We start from the raw sequence: 19,990 nt of genomic DNA, 5'->3' as shown, positions 1-19,990 counted from the left end.
GTAGTGTTGAATGCATGTATTTAGTATCGGCGACACCAATTTTGCCGTGGATGCCGCGAAATCCAGTATCAGTGTGGCGGCACTTGCCAATGGCATGCGGGAAATTAATATCACGGTCGAGGCCGACGACGAGGAGTTCATGCGGCTGACGGAAGACGACGACGCTCCGTGGTCGTGGGCGCTGTATCCGCCGTCATTCTCTTTGCATGGTTTGCTCGTGGCGGGAACGGATGCCGCGCCCCTGCACGGGCTGGCCGTCGATGCCAGCAGTACGGACTGTGAATGCAGTCTCTACATGATGGAGTACCGCGATGTGGCGGACCTGTGCCTGGTGGAACTGTCGGCGCAGCGGCTGGCGCTGACGGGCAAGGTGGATTTTTTTGGCGAAAGCCTGCCCTTCGCCATCGATCTGCCGCGCGCGGCCTAGCACCTGTCTGTCGCGCGGCGGCAAGGGCGGCCTGTGCGGGCCGCCCCCGTGTCACTAGTCCAGCTTCAAGGCCTTCGCCACATCTCCCCACGCCACATACTTGAAGTTCTGCGGCCCGTCGGGCAAGCGCTTGTAGCCGTCCTGGATCACCAGCATGCCTTGTGCATATGCGCCGCCCAGGTTGGCGGAGGTGACGTCGAGGCCGTCCGTTTCCGAGGTGCCGTCTATACCGGCGGGCAAGTTGAAGCCTACCTTGAAGCGGCCGCGCACCTTGTACGGCGCTTGGGCGTCGAGTACCACGTAGCTGCTGTCGCCCTGGCTGGAGACGATCAGGTAGCCAGAGTCAGCCTTGCTGCCCGGCTGGCGGTAGATGGCCATGCCTTCCACGTCGGCCGTCAATTGTGCGCCGACGGGCAGGACCATGGTGAGGGAGTCCGGCTTGGCGGCATCGGTCGAGGTGGTCCAGATGCCGCGTGTTTCTTCGCCCAGGAACAATCTGGCATTGGCGTCGTCGGCCACGCAGCCTTCCGGTTGGGTGGCAACCTTGAAGCTGCGCAAGAGGGTGGCGCTGAACTTGCCACCGCTCAAGCCGCTCATTTCGATCTTGTACTGCTGGAAAGTGCCGTCCTTGTCGTTGATGAACGCTTGCACGCCGCCGCTGGCCGGCTGGTACAAACACATGCCGTAGATGCTTTTCAGGCCGGTAGGAAAACGGCCCGCTTCCGCCACGACGCCATCGGCATTGATGGTGAACAGCATCATGCTGTTGTCGTCGCGCTGGGTGGCCACGGCCAGGTCGACCTTGTTGCCATTCAATTGGATATTCTGCCGCACGTCGACGTTGTTCAGGCGGCCCACTTCCAGCAGCTGCGTCTGCTTGCCTTGCAGGTCGTAGACGAGCAATCCCTGCTTTTTGTTCGTGCCGAGGATGCGCGCGTTGGCAGGATCGCTGGACAGCCAGATGGCCGGGTCGTCGGCCGCGTCGCCCTGGCGCGCCATCGGCTCTGTCTGCGCCTGCGGGGCGATGATGGCTACCGCAGGCACCGTTTCCGCTTTGCCATTCCATTTCAAGGGCCGCGCTTGCCAACCGTTCTTGCCGCGCAGCAGTAGCGAATCCTTGTCCAGCGCCAGTTGGCTGTCGCCCTTGCGCACGTTCAAGGCGACGGCTTGGGCTGGCTGCGCCGTCCATTTACCTTCCTGATGGGCGACCAAGTGCAGCTTTTCCGCCTTGCCGTCGAGCACGGCCACGCCACCGGGCAGCACGGCCAGCGCGCCGGCACCGCCGTCCAGCTGGCCATACGGCTTGCGCAGGGCCACCACTTCGCGCTTGCCCATGCCTTCGGACTCGGCGTCATACGCCCACACGCCCATGTTCGCTTCGCTTACCAGCAGGCGCCGGGCGCCATCGTCGACTCTGCAATGCTTGGCGTGCGGCGGCAAGGCGAGTTTACGCACCAGGCTGCGCTGCTCGCCCTGCATCACCCACTGTTCCGCCTGCCCATCCTTGCCGATCAAGAACAGATGAGCTAGCTGCTGGGCGTCGCGGTACAAACACGATGCTTCCACGGAAAAGGTGGGGACGGGAAACGGCGCCAGCTTGACCAGCTTGCCGGCTTGCACGTCGACGGACACGGGCAGCGGGCGCTGCGTATCCGCTTCCAGGAACACGGCCAGCACGCGATTGCCATCGATGCGCGTGTCGAGCTGCTTGGCGCGCACGGCGATGCGGTCCTGCTCCTGGCCAGCAGCGTTGAACAAACGCAAGCCGTGTTTGTCCAACGTCAGCCAGCCGCCGCCGGGGAGGCGCGCCAGCTCTTCCGATTCCTGCGTGAAGGAAGGAACAGCTTGGACAGGCGCGGCTTGCGCTGTAGCCGAGAGGCAAGCCAGCAAAGCGCTGCAGAGTACGGTTTTTTTCATGGTAGGTAAAATCATCATCAGAAGGCGCTGGCTTTCAGGCTCACTTTGAAAGTGCGGCCGTATTGTTCATTCTGCACGTTGTATTGCTTCGTGCCCTGGTAGACATAGTATTTCTCGTTGTTCAGGTTGGCCGCTTCAAAGACCACCTGGAACTGCTTGTTGATCTGGTAGGACAGCGAGAAATCGAGCTGCTTCTGGCTGGCGACGATGTGGTCCTGGCTTTGATCGAGGATGTCGCTGCCCATTTCCAGCAGATACGGCGACTTGTAGTTGAGGGCCAGGCGGGCGCTGACGGGGCCCGTTTCATAGCCCAGCATCAAGTTCATGACCTGGTTCGACTGGCCCGGCAGGCGGATGTCGCGGGTGAGCTGCTGCTTGCTGGCCTTGTCGTAGCGGCCGATTTGCGCGCTTGAGGTGCTCAGGGTGCCGTTGACGCCCACGAGGAACTTGTTGAACGGCGCCGGCAGCATGCGCAGCGGCTGCATGTAGGCCAGTTCGATGCCTTTCACCTTGGCCGCGTCGCCGTTCGCATACGAGGTGGCCGAGGTGTAATTGGCCCACTGACCCGTGCCGGCCAGGTTCGTCGTGTAGGTAAAATTCTTGATGTCCTTGTAGAAACCGTAGGCCGACATTACGCCGTCGTTGCCCAGCACGCGCTCGATACCGAGGTCCAGGTTGTTGGCTTTCAGCGGTTTCAAGTCCGGGTTGCCGATCACGGCTTCCGTGTTGCTGGCCAGGCTGATGCCCGGTGCCAGCTGGCTGAAGTTGGCGCGCACCACGGCTTGCGTCCAGGCGGCCCGCACGCTGGTCTTTTGATCGACGTCATAACGGGTTTGCAGGTTGGGCAGCCAGTTGGTATACGAGCGTTCGCGCGTCAAGGGCGTGGACAAGCCGGCGCTGTCCACTTGCGAGCCGGCCGCTTCAAAGCTGGTGCGCTCAAGACGCACGCCGCCGAGGATGTGCCAGGCGTCGAAGTCGTAGCTGTTTTGCACATACATGGCGTTGATGTCTTCATGCATGCGGTAATCGTTGATGATGGACTCGGTGGCCAGGCGCGCCTTGTCGCGGTCGAGGCCGGCCACTCGGGCGCGGATGAGAAGCGGGTCCAGCGCCACGCCGATGTTGCCCAGGTCGTAGTCGAGGGTGTGGCCCTGCACGAAGTTGCTCATCGAGGTCGAGCCGGCGCCCCAGTAATTGCCGCTGCTGGCCTTGCTGCTGTTATACGCCCATTGATCCGTGTCATTGGTCTTTTCGCGGCGGCTGAGCTTGGCGCCGAATTTCAGGGTGGCGATATCGAACTTGCGCGCCAGGTCGATGCGTGCATGGTGTTCATTGTCCTTCGAGTAGCGCTTTTGCAGGGTGATGGCGTTCAGTGCATAGCTGGCCGGATCGTACAGCGAGGCGGGGCCGCTCAATTTCGGCTCCTGCGTATCCGTGAAACTGATGCCGGAAAAATTGCTGGTGCCACGGAAACGGCCGTCGTTCAAGGACTCCGGCGTGTCTTCCGTGGCGCGGCTCATGCCGCCTTTCACGTCCAGCGTCCAGTCGCCCGATTTCTGCTGCGTGCCCAGCACGAGCGAGCGCACTTGCTGCGTGTACTTGCGCTGGCGGATGCGGCGCTCGGCGCGCGCGCTGGCCGTCTGGCCTTCGGCCAGGCTGCCGCCCGCGATATTGCTGATGGTCAGGCGGTCGCGTACTTCATCGTCGGAAAATTCGCTCACAAAAGAGCGCAAAAACCAGCTGTTGCCCGCTTCCGGGCGGTAATCGAGGTTGACGGCCAGCGCGCCGCGCTTGCGCACGGGCAGGTAGTCGCGCAATTCCAGGCCCGACAATTTACCCTTGCTCCAGGCGCCACCCGTTTCCACGTCATCGGAACCGAACGAGCGCTTTTCCGCGCTCAGGCCGGCAGCCACGCCCAGTTTGCCGTCGAGGAAGCGCTGGGCCCACAGGGCGCCGCCGCTGGGACTGGTCTTGCCCGTCTTTTCATCATGGCTGGCACCCACGTTGGCCGACAGCAGCGTGCCCGGCAAGTCGAAGGCGGACAGCGATTTGACTTCGATGGTGGCGCCCAGCGAATTGGCGTCCATTTCCGGTAATAAAGTCTTCGAGACTTCCAGGGTACGGATCAGGCCGGCCGGCAGGATATCCAGGGCCACGGCGCGGCGGCCCGCTTCCGGCGACGGTACCAGCGCGCCGTTGATGGTCACCGCATTCAAGTCCGGGCCCAGGCCACGCACCGTGATGTAGCGGCCTTCGCCCTGGTCGCGCTGCACGGACACGCCTGGCAAGCGGGCCAGCGCCTCGGCCGCGTTTTTATCGGGCAAGCCGCCGATATCGTCGCTGCTGATGACGCTGATGATGTTGTCGGCTTTCTCTTGGGCTGCGATGGCGTTGCGCAGGCTGGCGCGCTGGCCGCTGACGACCACGGTGGCGGCCGGCAAGCCATCCGCATCTTGCGCTTGCGCATGGCTTTGACCGCTGAAGACGGCCATGATGCCGAGGGCCAGGGCCGTCAGGCGCAGCGGGGAGGGGGGCGAAGTGTGCATGGTTTTCATGAAGAGCTCGGTTAGGGGGAGGGAACCGGGCGGATTCTAGGCAGCAAATATGACGGTTGCGTGACAGGCAAGGGCTTGCCACCCTGAAAACAAGGGCTTGTGAACGCTTTCCGGCCGGAAATGACCCATGGTGAGCTGAAATGACCTGCCAGCGCAGGGCGCACGGGCAATGGCTTGCCGGATTTGCATCAGTTGCGTTGCTCATGTTGAGCCGTTTGCACCTGCCGCACGGGCGCGGGGTATGTCATCGTGCCGTCATGGGCGGGCGCTATCGTGGCGACAGCACCACTTTTAAAGGTTTCCCACATGCTGCCGTTGCACCGTAACAGCCTGATTGCCGCCGCGCTGGCATTGCCCCTGTTCTTTTTCCTGTACGCTACACTGGGCCACCTTAAACCGTTCGCCATCTGGAAGTGGATGGATATCGTTTGCGAAGGCGGCACGGCCGTCATGGCGGGCATCTGGTTCTTGTTTACCCTCAGCAGCCGTCCGCGCGGCCGGGTGACGAGCCTGATCGCCGGCGGCCTGTGCGCCATCATGCTGGGGTCCTGGGCAGATTGCCTCGATGAATTCTTTGCCGTCGACAAGAGCGCCGTGTGGGATAACTGGCTGGAAGCCCTGATTCCATTTGGCATGCTGGTGTTGACGATCGGCATGTATTACTGGCGCCAGGAACAGTTCCGACTGAACGAACATCTGCAAAAGCGCGAACGCCTGTTCCGCGACCACCGCGCCTTCGACCGCATCACGCAGCTGGCCGACGCCAGCTATCTGCGCACGCAGATGCGCCTGGAACAGGAACGCCGGCCCGGCCTCGATTGCGCGCTGGTCTTGCTCGATATCGACAGCTTTCACCTGATTAACCGCGAATACGGCCACCGCGAAGGCGACCGCGTGCTGCAAGCCGTGGGCCACATGTTGCTGCTGAACTTGCGCAATGACGATTTGCTGTGCCGCTATGCGGGCGACCGCTTCGCCGTGCTGATGCCAGGCGTGTCGCGCGAGGATGCGGCCGTGAAGGCGCGCCACCTGTGCGCCATGGTGGGGCAGATGCGCCACCACGCCAACGACAACCGCGAAATCCGCTTGAGCCTGCGACATGCCTGCTCGCTCACCGATGGCGTGCCGGAAGTGGTATTGGCCGAGCTGAGCCGTGCCGTGGAAACGCCGCGCTCCGGTGCCGGGATCAGTTCCGCCGCGCCTGCCTGATGCCGCTGAACCAGCAAGGCGACCCCAGCATCGCGGCCCATCACCAGCCGGCGCTGGTGCTCGACTACGCGCGCAGCCGCGAACTGGCTGTGGCGCCGCTGCTCAAGGGCACGGGCCTCGACGGCGGTGCGCTGCCCTGTGCGGAAAGCCAGGTCAGCGCCGCGCAATACCTGCAATTGCTGGCCAATGTGGCGCGCGGCCTGGACTGTGCCGACACCAGCTTCATGCTGGGCCAGCAAATGCTGCCCGGCCATTACGGCGCGGCCAGCCATGCCTTGCTGCAGGCGCAGAATCTGCGCCAGGCCTTGACCATCCTGTGCGATTTTCATCCCTTGCTGTGTCCGCTGCTGCAACCGCGCTTGCGCGAGGCGGGCGAGCTGCATGTGCTGTACTGGGTCGATGCGTTCGGCGCGCCCAGCCAGCTGCCGTTTCTGGTGGAAATGCACATGACGGCGCTGGCGGCCATGTGCCGCTGGCTGGCCGGCGAAGCGCTGCCGTGGCGCTTCTGCTTCAACCGCGCGCGGCCCCGCCACGTGGAGCAGCACGAAGTGCACCTGGGCCAGGCGCTGCGCTTCGATTGCCAGGTCGACGCCATGCTCATCGATTCCAGCTGGCTGGACAAGCCCTGGCCGCGCGGCAATGCCACGGCGGCCGCGCTGGCCTTGCGGGCGGCCGCGCTGGCACCCGTGCCCGCCGCCAGCCTGCTCGGCGCGCTGTACGACTACCTGCTGGCGAACATCCGCTGCGCGCCCACGCTGGAGCGCACGGCGCAGGAATTCGGCGTCAGTCCCGCCACGTTCAAGCGCCACCTGGCACGCCATGGCACGCATTTCCAGGCTGAGCTGGACCAGGTGCGCGCGCACAAGGCCATCTACCTGTTCCAGGCGCATGGTTACGACAACGACGCCGTGGCCGCCTACCTCGGCTTTCATGATGCCACCAACTTTCGCCGCTCGTTCAAGCGCTGGACGGGGCAAACGCCGCAGCTGTTGCGTCATGCGTTGGCACTGTTCGTGGCCGGTTGAATGGCGGCGTTGCGCGCCAGCGCCACGGACAGTCATTCCAGTAGGAACAATTGCCCGTTCTGCTACATCCATAGTACACTCGATCAGAGAGCGAACAGACACGCTTTGAGGCGCTCCGGTACGGCGGCGACGACCGGTGTGCCGTGCCTTAACCCAGCCTGGAAACTGGCGCGCCCAGCGTGGTGCGCCGGCAGCCGGGCAACTTGATAATGCCCAATCGTGTATTCACAATCGCAGATCGATCCAGTCGTCAGTTTCCGTAACACCCAGGGTGAGGCGGTGCGCGGCACGATTTTCAACTTGCAGCGCAATTCGCTGGTTATGGAAATCTACAATCCCTACTCGATTGTGCAGGTCAGCGAGGTACTCAATGACCTGACGGTGCGCATGGGGGCAAAGAATGCCTATGTGGGCAAGGCCGTCGTCATCAGCAGCGTCAACACGGGCTTGACCGCCATCGTTTCCGTCACCCTGATCGACGAGTGGCGCGAGCTGAGCGACGTGGTGGTGGTCAAGGGCGCCGTGGCGAAAGAGTCCAGCGCCTTTGTCGCGGGCTGGGGCGAGCGCTTCCGTATCCGTCGCGATTACCAGATCGTCGTCAACGAAATGCGCGCCTTTTTGTCGGAAGTGGCGCGCTGGGTCGAGCAAGTCGATTTGTCCGATTCGCTGCCGAAGGAAAATGGCCGCCTGCGCGCCGACATCTTCGACGAGCTGGCCTTGCCGCTGATGGAGCAAACCCAGCTGTACTTGCGCCAGCTCGAGGTGGAAGCCTCGCTGGTCGAGGAAGAACGGGCGCCGGCCCACCGCGCGTTCGCCCAAGCGGCGCTGCACCCGCTGATCCTGCGCGCGCCGTTCGTCTTCCGCACGTTTACCAAACCGCTCGGCTATGCGGGCGATTACCAGATGGTCAACCAGCTGCTCGACGACCCGCGCCAGGGCCCGAGCACGTATTTTCAGATTGTCAATGCGGCCTTTTTGCAGGCGGCTGTCGCCACGGCGCACCGCAACCGCATCGATATCCTGACGGAATTTTTGGCGCACAAGGCGGCCGAGGCACGGGCGGCAGGGCGCGTGTATAAAGTGCTCAACGTGGGCTGCGGCCCCGCCATCGAGGTGCAGCGTTTCCTTGAAACGTGCCCGGATGCGCAGTGGCTGGCCTTTGAACTGGTCGACTTCAGCGGCGAGACGCTGGACTGGACACGCGCGCGCCTGACCACCATCATGCAGCGCACGGGAAGAGTGGTGGAAATCGAGTATGTGCACGATTCCGTGCACAACCTGCTCAAGCGCCGCCACGGCTCGGGCGCCGCGGGCTTGCCCGGCAGTTTCGACGCCGTGTATTGCGCCGGCCTGTTCGACTACCTGTCCGACAAGGTGTGCGCGCGCCTGCTGCTGCACTTCGCCTCGCGCGTGGGGCCGGGCGGGCGCCTGCTGGTGACGAATGTGCACGCCGACAATCCGGGCAAGTTCGGCATGGAGCATTTGCTGGAGTGGCATTTGATCTATCGCAATGAAGCGGGCTTGTCGGCCTTGCTGCCCGAACATGCGACGGCGCCGAAAATCTATGTCGACGTCACGGGCGTGAATGTGTTCGCGGAAGTGAGCATTCCTTGATGGATACTCCAGGCCTGCACGCCGGCTACACGGCCGTTTTGCGCGACTTCCGCCTGGAATTCAGCCGCGGCGGCGCTTACACGGGCATCGTGCTGATCCTGCTGGGCATGGGCCTCGATTCGGCCCTGTATCCGGACAAGCAGTCGGCGTTTACCAGCGCGCGCATTCTCGTGTCCGTGCTGATCTTTTGCGTCGTGCTGGCCATGCGCACGCGCTGGGCGCAAGACCGCATCCAGGGGCTGACCTTCGTCTGGCTGATCCTGCCACAAATCATGATCGCCTGGATGATCGCCGTCACGGAAGGCGCCACCTCGATCTATTACGTGGGCATGACCTTGGCCATTTATTCGTCGGGCATCGTGCTGGCCTTCGGCCTGTGGCAAAACATGGTCTTCGGCGCCATTTCCTGCCTGCTGTACGTGGCCGCCTGCGCCTGGCATGCGGGCGGCTTCGACTTGCCTGCCACGTTTGTCGTCAACTGCCTGTTCCTCATCATGTCGGCCAGCATCAGCGCCGTGTTTACCTATTTCAATGAGCGCGCCCGCTTCATGCTGTTCCAGCTGAAGGCGGAAGTGGCGCAAAAGAACACGCAGCTGGAAGAAACCAACAAAAGCCTGGCCGATATCAAGGGGCAGATGCTGCAGCAGGAGAAAATGGCCGCCATCGGCACCCTGGCCGCCGGCATGCTGCATGAAGTCAATAACCCCGTGAATTTCTGCATGATGGCCATCGAGGTGGCCATTGAAGACCCGGCCGCCAAGCAAAGCGCGCTGGTGAGCGAATGCCTGGCCGACGCCAAGCAGGGCATGCTGCGCGTGCAGCACATCGTGTCCGATTTAAAAACCTTTGCCTACCGCAAGAGCGGCAACCAGCTGGAAACGGGGCACTTCCAGTTCCGCAGCGCGCTCGACGCGGCCATCCGCCTGGTGGGGCATGAAACGAAGAATGTCAGCATCAGCCACGACTTGCCGGTCGACACCCTGGTGCGCGGCGACGAGGCGGCCATCGTGGGCGTGCTGATCAATTTGCTGGGCAATGCCGTGCTGTCCATGCGCAAGGGCAATGCGCCGCCGTTCGAGATCCGCATCACGGCTCACTGGGACGAGAACCGCCTGCGCATCAGCGTGCGCGACAACGGCCCCGGCATCGCCCCGGAAAATCTGGCGCGCGTGTTCGAACCGTTCTTCACCACGCGCGAAGTGGGGCAGGGGCTGGGCCTGGGCCTGAGCATCAGCTATGGCGTGATCGAGCGCCACGGCGGCACCCTCTCCGCCGAAAGCGAGCTGGGTGTATGGGCCAGCATGAATTTTGACTTGCAGCGCTCCGACTGGGAGGGCCGTTAATGGACAACGATAGCCGTGCCAGCGTGCTGTACGTGGACGATGAAGCGCTCGCCTGCAAGTACTTCGCGCGCGCCGTCGGTGCGCGCTACCGCGTGCTGACGGCGCAGAGCGTCGATGCGGCGCTGGCCATGCTGAAAGATGAGGCCGCCAACATCGATGTGCTCGTCACCGATTACCGCATGCCGGACCGCCTGGGCAGCGAGCTGCTGCAGGAGGTGGCGCAGCGCTATCCGCATATCGTCTGCATGCTGGTCACCGCGTATGCGGACAAGGATGTGCTGCTGGAACTGATCAACGGCGGCTCGCTGTTCCGCCTGCTGGAAAAACCGCTCGACCTGGTCGCCATGCAAACGGCGCTGCAGCTGGCCGTGCAGACGGGACGCGAGCGCGCCGCGCGCCGCCAGGGCCTGGTGGCGATGGAGGAATCGCTGGCCTTCCTGGCGCACGAATTGAACACGCCGCTGGCGGCCATCGCCAATTTTGCGCGCGGCATCGCACGCCGCGCGCAGGCGGACGCCGCAGCACAGGCCGAGATCGGCGAAGCGGCCGCCTTGATGCACGACAATGCGCGCTATTGTTTGTCCGTGCTGGCCAGCTTTGTCGACACGGTGCGCCTGGCCAGCGCCGGGCCGGGCATGCAGGGCGGACGCAGCGCCGGCAGCGCGCGCCAACTGCTGGCCGCCTTGCTCGACAGCTATCCCTTGAGCACGGCCCAGCGCGCTTCCATCACGGTGGAGCTGGGCGAGGATTTCGCCATTGCCGAGTCGCCCAATTGCGTCGCGCTGATTTTATCGTCCGTGCTGGCGAACGCCTTGCGCTCGGCCGGTGAGCAAGACCATCCTGCGATCGGCATCCGCATCGATGCGGGCCGCATCACGGTGCGCGACAATGGCGCCGGCATCGCCCCCGAGATTGTTGCGCAGCTGTTGCTCGACCCCGTGAGTGCCAGCGGCAACGAAGGCAAGGGCTGGGGCATGGTATTTTGCCACCGCATGATGCAATCGTTCGGCGGCAACATCGACATCGCCACCGAATTTGGCAGTGCCACCACGGTCACCCTGAATTTTCCAGTACATATAAGGAACGAGCATGATTGACGCCAATCTGCGTTTGCCGGCTCAGCGTGAGCCGGCGCAAGGCTTGCCGACGATACTCTATGTCGATGACGAGGCCAACGCCCTCAAATATTTCCAGCGCGCCATCGCGCCGCTGGCCAACGTGCTGACGGCCACCTCGGTCGAGGAGGGCAAGCGCATCCTCGACGAGCAAGCCGAGCGCATCGCCGTGCTGGTGTCGGACCAGCGCATGCCGGGTGCCTACGGCAATGAGCTGCTGTCGTATTGCTGGGACCGCCATCCGCACATCGTGCGCATTTTGACCACCGCGTATTCCGAACTGGAGCACACGGTGGAAGCCGTCAACCAGGGGCAGATCCACCGCTACATCCAGAAGCCGTGGGATATCGCGGCGCTGCGCATGGAACTCAAGCAGGCTTTGGAATTGGCGCGGCTGCGCAATGAACACGCCCAGCTGCTGCGCGAAAAGCTGATGGTGCGCCAGCGGCAAGCCGTCGCCAACCGCATCGGCACCCTGTACGCCTTGTGTGCCAGCCTGGCCGGTCCGGAACAGCAGCTGCCCGTGGAAGCGTATCTGTCGGCGGCCCTGACGGCCGGCGTCACGCCGCCCGAGCCGGACTGGCTGCTGATGGATTATGCCGACCTGGTCAGTTCGGAAGCCTTCCGCGGCACCGCCTTTGCCGCCGCCGTGCGCCAGCAGCTCGACACGATCGAGCGCGAGCATCCGGGGCGCGGCGTGGAGCAGGCGATCGACATGCTGCTGCCCGTGTTTGGCGCGGCGCTGCAAAGCCAGGGCGGCACGGCCCTGTTCCTCGATGGACGCCTGCTGACGGAATTCCTGGAAACGCCGACCACCACGCCAGTCTCGTCCATCCACGCATTCTGGCTGGCCAGCTTGCTGTGGCTGGCGCGGCGCGGATGGTCCCTGCAGCTGAGCAAGACGGAACTGGGCTTGCAGGGCAAGGTGGTGCAGGCTGAACCGGCGCTCACGCCGGACCACCTGGCGGCGTGGATCGAGCAGTTCTGAGCTGACGTCGCCTATTTGGCTTCTGGTTCCCATACGTAAGCGACGGTGGCCCATTGCTGTACTGGCTGGCCGTTCTGTTGCGCTGGCGTGAAATGGCAAATGCTGAGGGCTGCGCGCGCTGCTTCGTCCAGTTGGGGGTGGCCGCTACTACGTTCCAGCTGCGATTCCAGCACCGCACCATCGGTGCCGATCAGCAAGGACAGGAAAGTCGTGCCTTGCGCCACCTCTGGCAGCGTGCCCGGTGGGTATTTCGCCTTGCTGCAGTTGCGCATGTCTACCACGGCCGCTTTGACAAGCCCCATTGCGTCAGCGGCAACGGGAGGCATTGTGGCGGGCGCATCATGGGCATGGGCGGTGCCGGCGCCGGCGCAGGCCGCGAGCATGAGAGGGGCCAGCAGGCGGCCGCTTGGGATGAGACGTTTCACGGGGACTCCAGCAATGAAATCGCAAAGAAAACAGGGCCTTGCAGGCCCTGTGTCTGGTGGCGGTGAGCAGCCTTAGCGCTCCGCAGCCGCCTTCAGGTTGCTCAAGCCTTTTTCAAAATCCTTGCCGATCATCCGGTCCATGCTGACAAACACTGTCATCACTTTGCTGACGTAAGGGCTGGGACCCGTCATGGTCCAGTTCACCTTGGTGCCGTCACCCTCGGGTGTCATGGTGAACGTGGTGGTGTTATGGCTTTCGAACGGTTTCAGGAAGTCCAGCTTGATGACGGTGCGCTCGGGCTGGGCCGCTTCCGTGATTTCCATGCGGCCGGCGCCCACCTTGTCATTGCCTTGCCACGCATATTGCGCGCCCAGGCCATTGGCCGGGCCCGCAAAGGTGCGGCGCATGGCGGGATCGAGCTTTTCCCACGGCGACCAGGCGGCCCAGTAATGGAAGTCCGTGATCAGGGCAGCGATTTTCTCGGGCGGGGCCTTGATGGTGATTTCGCGCTGGACACTGAAGGTGTCTGGCTTGGTGGTGGCATAGCCGAGGATGGCGGCGACGACAACGACGATCAGCAGCAGGGTTTTTTTGATCATATGCTCTCCAGATCTTGAATGGTCGATGCGAACGAATCAAGGCAATCTTAGCAGATATGAATGGCTGTGCGCAGCCGCTTGGCCTTTATTTGCGCCAGCTCTGCGCAGGGCCGCACGGCAGGACTGTGGCACGGGGCCGGCGTCCGCTAGAATGTTGGCCTGCAACGATTTCACTTAGGGAAATATGATTCAACGATCGATCGCCAGGCTGACCCTGGCGTGCGGCTTGCTGGCGTCCGCCTTTGCCGCGAACCTGGCGCATGCCGATGCCTGTCCCGCCCATTACGTCGATGGCCGCAAGCCGGAAATCACCAACCCCAAGCTGGATGTGGCGACCAAGGAGCTGTGCTACAACGTGTTTGGCGTGATGCACTCGGGGATCACCCGCACGCCCCTGTGGTCGGCTGAGCACTTGACGGCGAACAACCTGGAAGCGGCACAGGACTTGTCGCGCGAAAACTCCTTCCATGCCGAACGCAAGCTGCCCGCCGCTCAGCGCGCGGAACTGGCCGATTATGCGCGCAGCGGCTTCGACCGTGGCCACATGGCACCGAACGGCGACATGCCGGACCGCCAGAGCCAGCGCGACAGCTTTACCCTGGCCAACATGGTGCCGCAGGATGCGCGCAACAACCGCTATGTGTGGGCCGGCATCGAAGGCGCCGTGCGCAAGATGGCGAAGAAGGAGGGCGATTTGTACGTGATCACGGGGCCGGCTTTTATTGGCGGCAATCTGCGCAAGGTGGGAAGAGTCATTGTGCCCAGCCACCTGTACAAGGCCGTGTACAGCCCGCGCCAGCGCGCCGGTGCCGCCTACTTTATCGAAAACGTCGATACCAAGGCGTATGAAGTGCTGAGCATTGCGCAACTGGAAGACAGGATAGGCATCGATCTGTTACCGTCGCTGACGCGGCAGCAAAAGCTGCGCATGCTGAGTTTGCCCAAGATCAATAGCAAGTCCAAAAAATAATCCCCCTTGAGAGGAAAAACCATGTGCGCAAAGAAATTCGTCCCCTACGCCAATGAAAGCGATGTGCTGGAAATCGGCGGCCTGACCATCGAAAACCGCATCGACCGCATCAGCCTCAGCGGCGACATCGACCTGACCCTGGACAAGCCGGGCCTGGTCCTGGCGAAACAACTGCAAAAGCTGCTGGCCGACGTGGTGGCGCAGCTGGAAAAGCAGGAACTGCCCGACCAGTTGCCGCCGCCCGAGGTGACGTCGGTGGCCAATCCCTTCGAGTGACGCTGGCGTGGACGTCTACTGTACCGCTTTGGCGGCGCGGTAATAGCCGTTCCTGCTGATCTCCTCCGGCGCATTCGCGACTTCGTACGCGGTCAGGGCAATGGCGATGGCCGAATATTGCTGCGCCGCGCTGAAAGGCAGCACCTTGTCATACGTGTCCAGCATCGTGTGATGCACGCGCGCATAATCGAAATCGCCGAGCACGGTAAATTTCGGCGTCGGCACGCCATGCAGGCTGAAGACGGCGTCATCGCTGCCTGCCCGCGCGTTCATCGCCTTGCTGGCATCGCGCGGCACATCGTTGATGGTCGTGGCGAAGCCGAACACGGGGTGGATGTCTTGCAGGGCCTGTTCCACCCGGCCAAACGCGGGCCGCCAAGCCGAGGGAATCGCGATGCCGTCGATGGCGCCAGGCCGGCCGTCGCGGTTGAGCATCATGACGATATTGTTCAATTCACCCGCATGCCGCTCGGCGAACGCGAACGAACCCTTGCGGCCGATTTCTTCCGCGCCAAAGGCCACCAGCATGATGCTGCGGCGCGGCTTCGCTTCGGATAGCGCCAGCAGGCGCATCGCTTCCAGCATGGTGGCCACGCCACCGCCATTGTCGGCCGCGCCCGTGCCGCCATCGTAGCTGTCGAGGTGGGCGCCGATCAGCACGACTTCTTCCGGCTTTTCCGAGCCGGGAATGCGGGCGACGACGTTGTGATATGGCACCGGACCCGGATAGAACCAGTTGCGGATGTCAAACTCCAGGGTGACGGCTTCACCGCGCGCCAGGCGCTGGCGGATGTCCGCGTATTGTGGCGCGGCCAGCTTGATGTCGGGCAGGGTGGGCAGGGTCGCCCAGGTGGCGGGCGCCGCGCTGGCGGCATACAGCGGTTCTTCGCCGGCCTGGATGGTGCCCAGGGCGCCCGCCTCCATCAACACCCGGGTGATGGCCCTGGGCTTGTGGATAGTCTTGCCATCGCGCCCGCCACCGCCGCTTTCACCACCCGTCAGCACCCATTTGTCCTTGAATTGCGCGAGGCGCTGTTGCGCCTCTTCCAGGGTGGCCGGTCCCAGGGTGGCCAGGCCCTGCTGCACGCCACGCGTGCCGGCCGTGTAGGCGGGCGTCGCCATGCGCAAGGGCAGCTCCTGGGGCGCCAGCATCTTGCCCGACCAGGGGCCGCGGTTGAAGCCGACGGGCATGTCACCGGCTTCTTCCAATTCGGCCTGCACGCCCCATTGCCGCAGTTGCATGCGCGCCCATTGTGCCGCATGCGTGTAGGCGTCGCTGCCGGCCATGCGGCCGCCGAAGCGGTTGCTCAGGATGTCGAGCCAGTCCATCGCGCGCGGGTCGCTGGTGCCTAGTGCCACAATCCGGCGCGCCGTGGCGTCGCCGGACGGCGACGATGTGGCCTTGATGCCGGCCTCGATGCGGGCATCCCTGCCGGACAGCGTAGCCAGGAAGGCGGGCAGCCTGTCTTGCTGGCGCGCCGCCAGCGCCGCGTCCAGCTTGGCGGAACGGTTCAGCTTATCCTGTCGCAGCAGGGTGTCGTAGGCGCGCAGCACCCCCTGCATGCCCGCCATGTCGCTGGCGCTTTGCTGCCCCGCCTGGTCCGGGTGTTCGATCTGGAAGGCCATCACGCTGGCCAGGTACTGGAAGCGCAGCGCCTCGCGCGTGGCCGGCGTGGGGGCGATGTTCAGCCAGTCATCGGGCATGCTGGCGCCAAACGCGAGGTCGGGAATGGCATCGATCCATGCGCTGAGCCAGACGCCATCGCGCTGCTGCAGCGCCAGCGGATCGTGCTGCGCCGCTTGCGCCATTTGCACCACGCGCGCGCGTTCGGCCGGGGTAGACGGGCCGCGCGCGGTGGCGCTTGCCGCAGTTCCTGGCAGCGCGGCCGGCAGCGCCGGCGGCACATAGCGTTCCCTGAGCCGCGTTCCCGTGACGGGCTTGGGTTCGTTCTCATCGGTTTCGACCAGGCGTTCGCCGCCCAGCACGTTGCCTTTGGCTTGCAAGGTCCAGCGGATCGTCACGTCGGTGCTCACTTCCTTGCCGCTTCTCCCTGTGCTGACGCGCTTGCCGCCATGCCGGAAGACGGTGCCGGCGGGGCCGACGGTCCCGTTGACGGTGCGCGGTGGCGTGAGCTGGCCCCGTTCGTCAAGCCACGAGATTGTCGCGTGCATGCCGCCTTGCTCTTCGGTGATGTCGAGTATGCCTGTGTCGATCAGGTCGACTTCGACGCCATTCGTTGTTGTCGTGCCCGTCGTCGTCTGGAATTGCCAATGCCCCGCAAGGACCGGTGTTTGGGCGTACAGGGCGCCAGGCAGCGCGGCAACGGCGAGGACGCAACTGGCGTAAAGGTGGGGAGGGAACAGGTGCATGGATATCCTTGTCATGGTTTTCACTCGGGAAGAGTCGAAAAACAGTATGCAGATAACCAGATTGCCAAGATGATACTTTCCGACCAAGGCCGGGATTGGCGGACTGAAGGCGGGTTTGGCCGCGCCGAAGCACAGATCAACCTCATCCGGCAAGCTGCGTCGGATGAGGTTGATCTGGCACAAACTTACCTGGCGAACGCCTGCGCCGCCGGCGTCACGGTGATGGCTGCTGGTTTGATGTGCAGCTGCATCGCGCCGATGACCTTGTCTTCATCGAGCAGCGCCTGCGGCTTGTTGCCGTCGTACTTGATGGGAGAAAACGCGTCGCTGACGAGCTTTTCCTTCAAGCCGGCCGCATCCTTGGCGACGATCACCACCGACAGGTTCTTCGCCGACAAATGCTGTTTGATGGCGCGGTTGACGTCAAGCACCGTCAGTTTCGCCAGGCCATCACGCATCAGCTTGGTAAATTCCGGCGTGCCATACCATTGCGAATCGAGCGCATAACCGAGTTGCTGGTCTTGCGTCGAGGTCATGACGAAGACGTTCTTCATCAGGTAATCGCGCGTGGTGGCGAAGTCGTCCTGCGTCAGGCCGTTGTCGATGAGCTTGCCTAATTCCGTCAGCGCCACGCGCAGCGCGAAATGGGCGTTGTCCGGCGCCACGGGGCGGATCCAGATTTCGAACAGCTGCGCCTTGCGGCCCAGGTTCGGATTCGGGAAGAACTGGACCATGCCGCGCGGGAAGGCTTCGATGTACGCGTAATCGCCATAGTTCATGCCGCGCAGCTCGCGGATGCGCTGGTACAGGTAGGAACTCGAGGCGCGGTGCTCGCCCAGCCACGTTTTCGCCAGCCACAGGGCGGGGAAGTCCGGGTGCGTGCGCGTCACCTCCAAAGGCAGGCCGAAGGAAATCGCCGTGGCGCGCGTGTTCTTCTCGATGATTTCCACTTCCAGGCCATTCGCCTTGCGGCCCGCGGGTTTGACGGTGGCCGGCAAGCCTGGACCGGCCGGCAGTTTACCGAGTGCCTGTGTCAGCGAGGCCGTCATGGCGTCGGACACATCGCCGGAAATGCCCACCTTGACGGCGCCTTGCGCATACGCGCTCTTCCAGAACTGTTTCACGTCGTCGAGGGTGATGGCGTCGATGCCGGCAACCGTGCCCAGGACCGGGTGACCATATGGCGTGCCCGCATACACGTTCGTCTGCAGGCGTTCCTTGGCGAATTCCTCTTCGTTATTGTCCTTCAGGTCCAGCAGCAGCGCGTTCTTTTGCGCATCCTTCAGGCGGCGGAAGTCGTCTTCGCGAAAACCCGGCGAGAGCAGCAGGGGCAGGGCGATGGCGTTGAACTGGGTCCAGTTATCCCGGTGGATGGAACCCGTAAACGTCGTCATTTCCTTGTCCGTTTGCTGGCTGAAACTGCCGGCCAGCGGGAACAGGGCCTGGTTGACTTCATCGATCTTGCGCTCGGACGAACCACCGGACGCCACCATGGCGGCCGCCAGCGCGGCCAGGCCTTCCTTGCCTTGCGGGTCTTGCGCGGAACCGGCCGTAAATAGCAGCTTGTAGCGGATTTGCGGCAGCGCCGACTTTTGCACCAGCACGTCGAACTTCGCGTTCGAGGCGGCCGGCAGCAGGCTGGCCAGTGTCGGCGTGGTGGCGATGGCGGCGGCCATCGGCTGGTGCGACAGGGTCGTCACCACCAGGCCATCGTCCGTCAGGTATTTGCGCGCGGCCGCCTGCAAGTCTGCCGGCGTGAGCGTATCGATCAGGCGGTAGTACTGGTTGATGGTGGCGTAGGAGCGGTCGAAATGCACGAAGGAGGCCAGGGTGCCGGCGATCTGCTCCGTGTTGTCGAGCGAGCGGATCAAGCCGTATTTTTCCGCCGACTTGGCGTCCGCCAGGTCTTTGTCGCTCACCGGCGTGTCGCGCAGCTGCGCCACCGTGGCCAGGATGGCATCGCGCACGTAGACGGCGTCATCGATATTTTTCACGCGCGCGCCCAGCACGGCCAGGGTCGGGTCGACCCGGTCCGGTGTCATCTCGAATAACTGATCGACCTTTTGCTCGTTTTGCACCAGGCGTTTATACAGCGGCGAGGTGCGGCCGAACGACAGCGACAGCAACGTTGCCAGCGCCGCCTGGTCCTTGTCCTTCACGGAAAACGCGGGCGCGTGGAAACCCACGGCCACCCACGGCAGGGTCGGCGTGGGCCAGGCCACGTGCTTGTAGACAGGGCCGCGCGGGGCCGGTTCCACGGGCACGGCCGCCTGCTGTTTGCCGCGCTGCCAGGCGCTCCAGTATTTTTCCACCAGCGCGATGGCTTGCTGCGGCTCCACGTCGCCGGCGATGATGATGGTGGTGCGCTCGGGACGGTACCAGCGGTCGAAGAAGAGCTTCGAATACGCGTACTGGTTCGGCATGTCTTCGATGTCCTGGATAAAACCCATCGTCGTGTGCTTGTAGGTATGCGTGGTATAGGCGCTGTCGCGCATCACTTCGAACAGTTTCGACACAGGATTGGCGCTGTTCTTGTTGTATTCGCCCAGCACGGCCCGCGATTCCGTCTTGAACGCGTCTTCCGCGTAATCGAGGTGCTGGAAGCGGTCCGCCTCCACCTTCAGCACGGTTTCCAGGTCCTGCTTGGCAAACGTCGTGTGGTAATTGGTCAGGTCGTCGCTCGTGTAGGCGTTCTGGCGCGCACCGGCGCGGGTGATGACTTCCTGGTATTTTTCGGGCGGATAGGCCTTGGTGCCGCGGAACATCATGTGCTCGAAGAAGTGGGCAAAGCCGGACTTTCCCGGCTCGACTTCATTGCGCGAACCCGTCTGCACGGGAATCTGCAGCGAGACCAGGTTCGGAAAGCCGGTCGGCACGATGATGATCTTCAAGCCATTGGCCAGGGTTTTTTCGGTGGCCTTGAATGGCAGCAAATCTGCCTTGCTGGCAGTGGCGCTGTGGGTGGCAGCTGGTTTGACGGGCGCGGCGCCCAGGTTCGACGAGGCCATGGCCGACAAGGCCAAGGCGAAAGCGGGTAATAAAGCGGGCATGATTCTTGACACGGGGGCTCCTTCTTTTCTTGGAATGTGGAAAGTGCAACGCCGCAGCATAGAATATTCGTGCCGCCGTGCATAGGGACTTTTGAACGGCGGCCAC

The 19,990-nt window shown here is 63.4% G+C and carries 15 protein-coding genes; 9 read left to right on the top strand and 6 right to left on the bottom strand.

Features of this window, described 5'->3' with window-relative positions:
• Positions 1–10 precede the first annotated feature (10 nt).
• The gene (locus tag O0882_RS09475) at positions 11–427 is read left to right on the top strand and encodes a hypothetical protein (protein WP_289947336.1); all 417 of its coding nucleotides are present in this window, start codon (positions 11–13) and stop codon (positions 425–427) included.
• A 54-nt stretch (positions 428–481) separates the two neighbouring features.
• Here the strand turns inward: O0882_RS09475 and O0882_RS09470 are convergent, their stop codons facing one another.
• Positions 482–2,344, bottom strand: a complete 1,863-nt coding sequence (locus O0882_RS09470) for a phytase (RefSeq protein WP_289947335.1) — start codon at positions 2,342–2,344, stop codon at positions 482–484.
• Between the two features lie 17 nt (positions 2,345–2,361).
• The gene (locus tag O0882_RS09465) at positions 2,362–4,890 is read right to left on the bottom strand and encodes a TonB-dependent receptor (RefSeq protein WP_289947332.1); all 2,529 of its coding nucleotides are present in this window, start codon (positions 4,888–4,890) and stop codon (positions 2,362–2,364) included.
• A 315-nt stretch (positions 4,891–5,205) separates the two neighbouring features.
• Between O0882_RS09465 and O0882_RS09460 the strand changes: the two genes are divergently transcribed.
• The 6 genes from O0882_RS09460 (at position 5,206) to O0882_RS09435 (ending at position 12,193) form a co-directional block, all read left to right on the top strand.
• Positions 5,206–6,108, top strand: coding sequence for a GGDEF domain-containing protein (locus tag O0882_RS09460; protein WP_141169429.1), 903 nt, complete (start codon positions 5,206–5,208; stop codon positions 6,106–6,108).
• Positions 6,108–7,133 (top strand): AraC family transcriptional regulator, encoded by a 1,026-nt coding sequence (locus tag O0882_RS09455; RefSeq protein ID WP_289947327.1) that lies wholly within the window; start codon positions 6,108–6,110, stop codon positions 7,131–7,133. Before O0882_RS09460 ends, O0882_RS09455 begins: the two co-directional genes overlap by 1 nt.
• Before the next feature lie 219 nt (positions 7,134–7,352).
• Positions 7,353–8,747 (top strand): class I SAM-dependent methyltransferase, encoded by a 1,395-nt coding sequence (locus tag O0882_RS09450; protein WP_289947326.1) that lies wholly within the window; start codon positions 7,353–7,355, stop codon positions 8,745–8,747.
• On the top strand, positions 8,747–10,090 hold the full coding sequence (locus tag O0882_RS09445; RefSeq protein WP_289947324.1) for a HAMP domain-containing sensor histidine kinase: 1,344 nt from the start codon (positions 8,747–8,749) through the stop codon (positions 10,088–10,090). Before O0882_RS09450 ends, O0882_RS09445 begins: the two co-directional genes overlap by 1 nt.
• Entirely contained in the window at positions 10,090–11,187 is a 1,098-nt protein-coding gene (locus O0882_RS09440) for a hybrid sensor histidine kinase/response regulator (protein WP_289947323.1), read from the top strand. The genes O0882_RS09445 and O0882_RS09440 overlap by 1 nt, the downstream gene beginning before the upstream one ends.
• Entirely contained in the window at positions 11,180–12,193 is a 1,014-nt protein-coding gene (locus tag O0882_RS09435; RefSeq protein WP_289947320.1) for a response regulator, read from the top strand. Before O0882_RS09440 ends, O0882_RS09435 begins: the two co-directional genes overlap by 8 nt.
• 11 nt (positions 12,194–12,204) lie before the next feature.
• Here O0882_RS09435 and O0882_RS09430 read toward each other — a convergent pair whose 3' ends face one another.
• Both O0882_RS09430 and O0882_RS09425 read right to left on the bottom strand, forming a co-directional pair.
• Entirely contained in the window at positions 12,205–12,618 is a 414-nt protein-coding gene (locus tag O0882_RS09430) for an energy transducer TonB (protein ID WP_289947319.1), read from the bottom strand.
• 72 nt (positions 12,619–12,690) lie between these two features.
• Positions 12,691–13,218 (bottom strand): SRPBCC family protein, encoded by a 528-nt coding sequence (locus tag O0882_RS09425; protein WP_289947317.1) that lies wholly within the window; start codon positions 13,216–13,218, stop codon positions 12,691–12,693.
• A gap of 184 nt (positions 13,219–13,402) precedes the next feature.
• Here O0882_RS09425 and O0882_RS09420 point away from each other — a divergent pair, with 184 nt between their 5' ends.
• Together O0882_RS09420 and O0882_RS09415 are read left to right on the top strand one after the other, a co-directional pair.
• A complete protein-coding gene (locus tag O0882_RS09420) occupies positions 13,403–14,188 on the top strand; it encodes a DNA/RNA non-specific endonuclease (RefSeq protein WP_289947315.1) in 786 nt (261 codons plus the stop codon).
• A 21-nt stretch (positions 14,189–14,209) separates the two neighbouring features.
• Positions 14,210–14,464, top strand: a complete 255-nt coding sequence (locus tag O0882_RS09415; RefSeq protein ID WP_289947313.1) for a hypothetical protein — start codon at positions 14,210–14,212, stop codon at positions 14,462–14,464.
• Between the two features lie 15 nt (positions 14,465–14,479).
• Here the strand turns inward: O0882_RS09415 and O0882_RS09410 are convergent, their stop codons facing one another.
• Together O0882_RS09410 and O0882_RS09405 are read right to left on the bottom strand one after the other, a co-directional pair.
• Positions 14,480–16,834 carry a M20/M25/M40 family metallo-hydrolase gene (locus tag O0882_RS09410; RefSeq protein ID WP_289947312.1) on the bottom strand — a complete coding sequence of 785 codons (2,355 nt, stop codon included), beginning with the start codon at positions 16,832–16,834 and terminating at the stop codon, positions 14,480–14,482.
• A 185-nt stretch (positions 16,835–17,019) separates the two neighbouring features.
• Entirely contained in the window at positions 17,020–19,884 is a 2,865-nt protein-coding gene (locus O0882_RS09405; RefSeq protein ID WP_289947311.1) for a pitrilysin family protein, read from the bottom strand.
• Positions 19,885–19,990 lie beyond the last annotated feature (106 nt).

The organism is Janthinobacterium sp. SUN073 (assembly GCF_030397665.1).
In the GTDB taxonomy this organism is placed as follows: Bacteria; Pseudomonadota; Gammaproteobacteria; order Burkholderiales; family Burkholderiaceae_D; genus Janthinobacterium.
This window is presented reverse-complemented; position numbering and strand designations above follow the sequence as displayed.